Origin of the sequence: Actinophytocola sp., from assembly GCF_045807065.1 — a bacterium.
Classification (GTDB): domain Bacteria; phylum Actinomycetota; class Actinomycetes; order Mycobacteriales; family Pseudonocardiaceae; genus Actinophytocola.
This window is the reverse complement of record NZ_JBJMIE010000172.1, coordinates 1-5758: the sequence shown is the minus strand read 5'-3', so window position 1 is coordinate 5758 and position 5758 is coordinate 1. Positions and strand designations below refer to the sequence as shown.

The window sequence follows — 5758 nt, the reverse complement described above, 5'->3', positions numbered from 1 at the left end:
CCGCGCCGACCAGGGCGCGGACCCGCTGCTCCGCCACGCACGCGTCCTGGTGCTCACCGAGGACGTCCTGCAGCCGCTTGGTCGCCTTCGCCAGCCTGCGCACGGGCCTGCCGCCCGCGGGAACCGCCAGCTCCGCCGCGTACCGGAGCTTCTTGCCGCGGATCCGCAGGTCGTGCAGCACCTCGTCGGCCGGGGCCGGCCCCGCCGCGGCGACCGCCGTGCGCAGTCTGCGGAAGGGCTTCACGATCTCCGCCAACGAGCCGCCCTCGGCCCGGGGGCCGACCTCGGTGGACGCCAGCGTCCCCAGCAGCCGCCGGTAGCGCTTGCCACGCAGGACCCGGGTCGCCCGCCGGCGCGCCACCCCGCGTTCGGCACGCAGTCCTTCGAGCAGCCGCTCGAACGCCACCATCTCCCCGGGCGAGAAGCCCCCGGTGTCGCCGCGGAAGCGGTCGAGCAGCACATCCAGGTCACGCAGCGGGCCGAGCTCGCCGAAGAACCAGCGCAGCTCGGCCATCAGCGCACCGCCGTCGTCGAGGCGCGCGGCCTTGAGCACCGCGCGGATCCGCCGCGCCGCCACCCGCAGCTGGTGCACGCCCTCCGGGTCGGCGCCCGCCAGCGCCACCGCACCGTGGACGTGCAACTCGTCAAGCTGTTCGGCGAGCCAGGCTCGCGGGGGCGTCTCGACGGTGGTCATCCACCGACGCTAGTTCGCGTGCAAGGCTGCGTTCAACTCGATGCCGACTCCGGCGCGCTCGACCACCTCGACCGCGCCGGACGCGGAGTTGCGGCGGAACAGCAGGTTGTCCTGTCCGGACAGTTCGCGTGCCTTGACCAGACGGCCGTCGGGGAGGGTGACCTTTGTGCCGGCCGTCACGTACAGGCCGGCCTCGACCACGCAGTTGTCCCCGAGCGTGATGCCGATGCCGGCGTTGGCGCCGATGAGGCAGCCCTGGCCGAGCGAGATCGTCTCCTTGCCGCCGCCGGAGAGCGTGCCCATGATCGACGCGCCGCCGCCCACGTCCGTCCCGTCGCCCACGACCACGCCCGCGGAGATGCGGCCCTCGACCATCGACGCGCCGAGCGTGCCGGCGTTGTAGTTCACGAAGCCCTCGTGCATGACGGTCGTGCCGGCCGCGAGGTGCGCGCCGAGCCGCACCCGGTCCGCGTCGCCGATGCGCACACCCGCCGGGACCACGTAGTCGACCATGCGCGGGAACTTGTCGACGCCGTAGACGGTGAGCGGTCCGCGGGCCCGCAGCCGCAGCTGGGTGGTGGCGAAGCCCTCGACGCGGCACGGCCCGTGGTTGGTCCACACGACGTTGGCGAGCAGGCCGAAGATGCCGTCCAGGTTGGCGCCGTGCGGCTGGACCAGGCGGTGCGAGAGCAGGTGCAGCCGCAGGTAGACGTCGTAGGCGTCGCGTGGCGGCTCGGCGAGGTCGGTGGTGCCGGTCCGCACGGCGACGACCTCAACCCCGCGGTCGTCGTCCGGGCCGAGCAGCGCGGACACCTCCGGGCCGAGTTCGTCGCGGGCCGCCAGCTCGGACAGCCGCTGCGTGCCCGGCACGGCGTTGTCGTCGAGCGCGGGGTGCGGGAACCAGGTGTCGAGAACGGTGCCGTCGTCGGTGATGGTCGCGAGCCCGACGCCGGACGCACCGGTGGTGTCTGCACTAGTCACGAGGCAACGGTAGCTTCCTGTGCGTGACCATCGACCTGGACCTTGCCGGTGACCCCGTCGAGCTGACGGCTGCCCTGGTGGACATCCCGAGCGTGTCGGGTGAGGAGGCGGTGCTGGCGTCCGCCGTCGAGGACGCGCTCCGCGCGCAGGCGCCCCACCTCTCGGTGACGCGCTCGGGCAACGCGGTGCTGGCGCGCACCTCGCTGGGCCGCGGCTCCCGGGTGGTCCTGGCCGGTCACCTGGACACGGTCCCGGTGAACGACAACCTGCCGCTGCGCCGGACCGAGGGCGTCCTCCACGGCCTCGGCACGGTCGACATGAAGAGCGGCGACGCGGTCATGCTGCACCTGGCGGCGACGCTGCCGGCACCGCGCCACGACGTGACCTTCGTGTTCTACGACTGCGAGGAGATCGAGGCCGACCGCAACGGCCTGGGCCGGATCGAACGCGAGCTGCCGGAGTGGCTGCACGGCGACCTGGCGATCGTGTGCGAACCGTCGAACGCGGTGGTCGAGGCTGGTTGCCAGGGCACGATGCGGATCGAGGTCCGCACGTCGGGCCGCCGCGCGCACACGGCCCGCGGGTGGATGGGTTCGAACGCGATCCACGCCCTGGGCGACGCGCTGGCCGTGCTGGTCGCCTACGAACCCCGCCAGGTGGACATCGACGGCTGCCGGTACCGCGAGGGCCTGCAGGCGGTGCGGATCGAGGGCGGGGTGAGCGGCAACGTGGTCCCGGACAGCGCGGTGCTGACGGTCAACCACCGCTTCGCCCCGGACCGCACCCCCGCGGCCGCCGAGGCGCATCTGCGCGAGGTGTTCGCGGGCTACGACGTGACGGTCACGGACCTGGCGGCGGGCGCGCTCCCCGGCCTGAGCGCCCCGGCCGCGGCCGAGCTGGTGGCGGCGGCCGGCGGCACCCCGGTGGCCAAGCTGGGCTGGACCGACGTGGCCCGCTTCGCCGCCCTGGGCATGCCGGCCGTGAACTTCGGTCCGGGCGACCCCACGCTGGCCCACACCCAGCAGGAGAACGTCCCGGTGGCGGACATCACCCGCTGCGCGGCGGTCCTGAAGGAGTTCCTCAGCTGATGAAGGCGGTTCGCTTCAGCCGGTTCGGGGGCCCGGAGGTCCTCGAGGTCGTGGACGTCCCCGCGCCGCATCCGGGTCCCGGCCAGGTCCGGATCGCGGTGCGCGCGGCCGGCGTCAACCCGAGCGACTGGAAGAAGCGGGCCGGCCTGATGGACGAGGGGCTGCCGCAGTTCATGGGCTACGAGGCGGCGGGTGTCGTCGACGAGCTGGGCGAGGGCGTCACGGACGTGGCCCTCGGCGAGCGCGTGTTCGGTTTCTCGGTTGAGGGGGCGGCGCAGGCCGAACTGGCGGTGCTGTCCCACTACGCGCCGATCCCGCCGTCCCTCGACTTCGCCGGCGCCGCCGCGCTGCCGGCCGCCGTCGAGACCGCCACGCGTGCGCTCGACCAGCTCGGCGTCGGGCGCGGCGGCACGCTGCTCGTCAACGGCGCCTCCGGCAGCGTCGGTGCCGCCGCGGTCCAGCTCGCCGTGGTGCGCGGCGCCCGCGTGATCGGCACCGCCAGCCCGGCGAACCACGCCTACCTGCGCTCGCTGGGCGCCGAGCCCGTCGCCTACGGCGACGGCCTCGCCGACCGGGTTCGCGCCCTCGCCTTCGACGGCGTCGACGTGGCGCTGGACGTCGCCGGGAGCGGTGTCCTGCCCGAGCTGATCGAGCTGGCGGGTGCGCCGGAGCACGTCGTGACGATCGCCGACTTCGCTGGCGCGCGGACGCACGGGGTGCGGTTCAGCAGCGGGGACGGCGGCCGCGCGGTCCACGCCATCGCCGAGGTCGGCGAGCTGGTCGAGTCCGGGCGCTTCTCGCTCCCGGTCGCGCGGACCTTCCCGCTCACGGAGGTCGCGGCGGCGCACCGCGCCGGCGAGGAGGGTCACGTGCGCGGAAAACTCGTGCTGGTGGTCGACGGTTCCAGGTGATGCGCTACCCGCATACCCTGCGGCGCCCCCCGGAACCACGAGCCCCGGCCGCGCGCTGACCGTGGGGGCAGGGCGCGGCTGTTCGACGACGAGCGCACGACCGACCGCGTCCCGAGCAGCCCAGGCAGGGCGACCGCATAAACTCGGATAAATGACGATCCACAAGGAGGACAACGAACACCCGGCCGAGAAGCAGCGTGGACCAGTCGTGCTGCGTAGGTCACGCCGGGTGGAGGCGTCCACCACCGACCAGCGACTGCTCGACTCCCGCGGCCACGCCGACTGGGTGCACACCGACCCGTGGCGCGTGCTGCGCATCCAGGCCGAGTTCGTCGAGGGGTTCGGGGCGCTGGCCGAGGTGCCCCGCGCGGTCACCGTGTTCGGCTCCGCCCGCACGCCGCGCGACCACCCGGAGTACAAGCTCGGCATCGAGATCGGCGCCGCGCTCGCCCGTGCGGGCTACGCGGCCATCACCGGCGGCGGTCCGGGCTCGATGGAGGCCGTGAACCGCGGGTGCTCCGAGGCCGGCGGGCTCTCGATCGGCCTCGGCATCGAGCTGCCGTTCGAGCAGGGCATCAACCCGTGGGTCGACCTCGGCGTCAACTTCCGCTACTTCTTCACGCGCAAGACGATGTTCATCAAGTACGCGCAGGCGTTCATCTGCCTGCCCGGCGGGTTCGGCACGCTCGACGAGCTGTTCGAGGCGCTCACCCTGGTGCAGACGAAGAAGGTCACGAAGTTCCCGGTGGTCCTGTTCGGACGTTCCTATTGGGACGGTCTGTACCAGTGGCTGCGGAGCAGCGTGCACTCGGAGGGCAAGATCGGCGACCGGGACCTCGCGCTCCTGCACCTCACGGACGACATCGACGACGCGGTCCGCGTGGTCGAGGAGGCGTACCAGGCCTGGGAGGAAACCCACTAGCCAAGGTTTCCTCGACGTCACCAATTGTGACCGGGGTGTATCACGGTGCGTTTTCCCACCGGGGCCGTGGCACGCTGGGCCGGTGAGCACACTCCGCTTCGGCAGCCGCGCGGTCGCCCAGGACCGCGCACTGGTGATGGCGATCGTCAACCGCACCAGGGACTCCTTCTACGACCGCGGCGCGACCTTCGGGGACCGCGAGGCGCTCGCCGCGGTGGACCGCGCGGTCGCGGAGGGAGCCGACATAGTGGACATCGGCGGCGTCCGTGCCGGCGCGCACGGCGAGCGGGTGGACACGGACGAGGAGATCCGGCGTGTCGTCCCGTTCGTCGCGAACGTCCGGGAACGGCACCCGGATCTCGTGATCAGCGTGGACACCTGGCGGCACGAGGTGGGCCGCGAGGCGTGCCGCGCCGGCGCGGACCTCATCAACGACACCTGGGCCGGCGCGGACCCACGCCTGGCCGAGGTCGCCGCCGAGTTCGGCGCCGGCATGGTCTGCTCGCACACCGGGGGCGCCGCGCCCCGGACCGATCCGCACCGCGTCCGCTACCTGGACGTGGTGGCCGAGGTCGTCGCCGAGCTGGTCGACCGGGCGGAACGCCTGGTGGCGCTCGGCGTGCCGGCGGAGGGCGTCCTGATCGACCCGACGCACGACTTCGGCAAGAACACCTGGCACGGTCTCGAACTGCTGCGGCGGCTCGACGAGCTCGTGAGCACCGGTTGGCCGGTGCTGATGGCGTTGTCCAACAAGGACTTCATCGGCGAGACACTCGGCGCGGCGGTGGCCGACCGGGTGGACGGCACCCTCGCCGCGACGTCGGTCGCGGCGGTGGCAGGCGCGCGGGTGTTCCGCGCGCACGAGGTGGCCAGAACCAGGAAGGTGGTCGAGATGGTGGCGAGTATCCGGGGCACCCGCCCGCCAGCCCGATGCCTGCGGGCGTTGGCGTGATGCAGGCGGACGCGCGCACGTGGTTCGCGGAGCGGACCTGGCAGAGTCCATCGTGGACGGTGGAGGAGCTGGTGCGGGCCAAGGGTTCCCGCACGGTCAGCGTCGTGTTGCCGGCACTGGACGAGGAGGCCACGGTCGCTGACGTCATCGCGTCGGTGCGGCCACTGGTCGGCACCCTCGTCGACGAGCTGGTCGTCCTCGACTCCGGCT

General features: G+C 73.1%; 6 protein-coding genes and 1 pseudogene. 5 read left to right on the top strand and 2 right to left on the bottom strand.

Annotation, left to right across the window (positions count from 1 at the left end; genetic code table 11):
• The coding region (locus ACJ73U_RS09910) for a CHAD domain-containing protein (RefSeq protein WP_407777256.1) at nt 1–694 on the bottom strand (694 nt) is incomplete at its 3' end.
• 9 nt (nt 695–703) lie between these two features.
• Nucleotides 704–1675 (bottom strand): 2,3,4,5-tetrahydropyridine-2,6-dicarboxylate N-succinyltransferase, encoded by a 972-nt coding sequence (gene dapD, locus ACJ73U_RS09905; protein ID WP_407777255.1) that lies wholly within the window; start codon nt 1673–1675, stop codon nt 704–706.
• Nucleotides 1676–1698: 23 nt separating this feature from the next.
• Between dapD and dapE the strand changes: the two genes are divergently transcribed.
• The 5 genes and pseudogenes from dapE to ACJ73U_RS09880 all read left to right on the top strand — a co-directional run.
• Entirely contained in the window at nt 1699–2763 is a 1065-nt protein-coding gene (dapE, locus tag ACJ73U_RS09900; RefSeq protein ID WP_407777254.1) for a succinyl-diaminopimelate desuccinylase, read from the top strand.
• Nucleotides 2763–3674, top strand: a complete 912-nt coding sequence (locus tag ACJ73U_RS09895; protein WP_407777253.1) for an NADP-dependent oxidoreductase — start codon at nt 2763–2765, stop codon at nt 3672–3674. The genes dapE and ACJ73U_RS09895 overlap by 1 nt, the downstream gene beginning before the upstream one ends.
• Before the next feature lie 151 nt (nt 3675–3825).
• On the top strand, nt 3826–4596 hold the full coding sequence (locus tag ACJ73U_RS09890; protein ID WP_407777252.1) for a TIGR00730 family Rossman fold protein: 771 nt from the start codon (nt 3826–3828) through the stop codon (nt 4594–4596).
• Nucleotides 4597–4732: 136 nt separating this feature from the next.
• A complete protein-coding gene (gene folP / locus ACJ73U_RS09885; protein WP_407777257.1) occupies nt 4733–5548 on the top strand; it encodes a dihydropteroate synthase in 816 nt (271 codons plus the stop codon).
• Nucleotides 5548–5758: pseudogene (locus ACJ73U_RS09880) on the top strand (glucosyl-3-phosphoglycerate synthase); the annotation flags it as partial. The gene folP and the pseudogene ACJ73U_RS09880, both read left to right, overlap by 1 nt.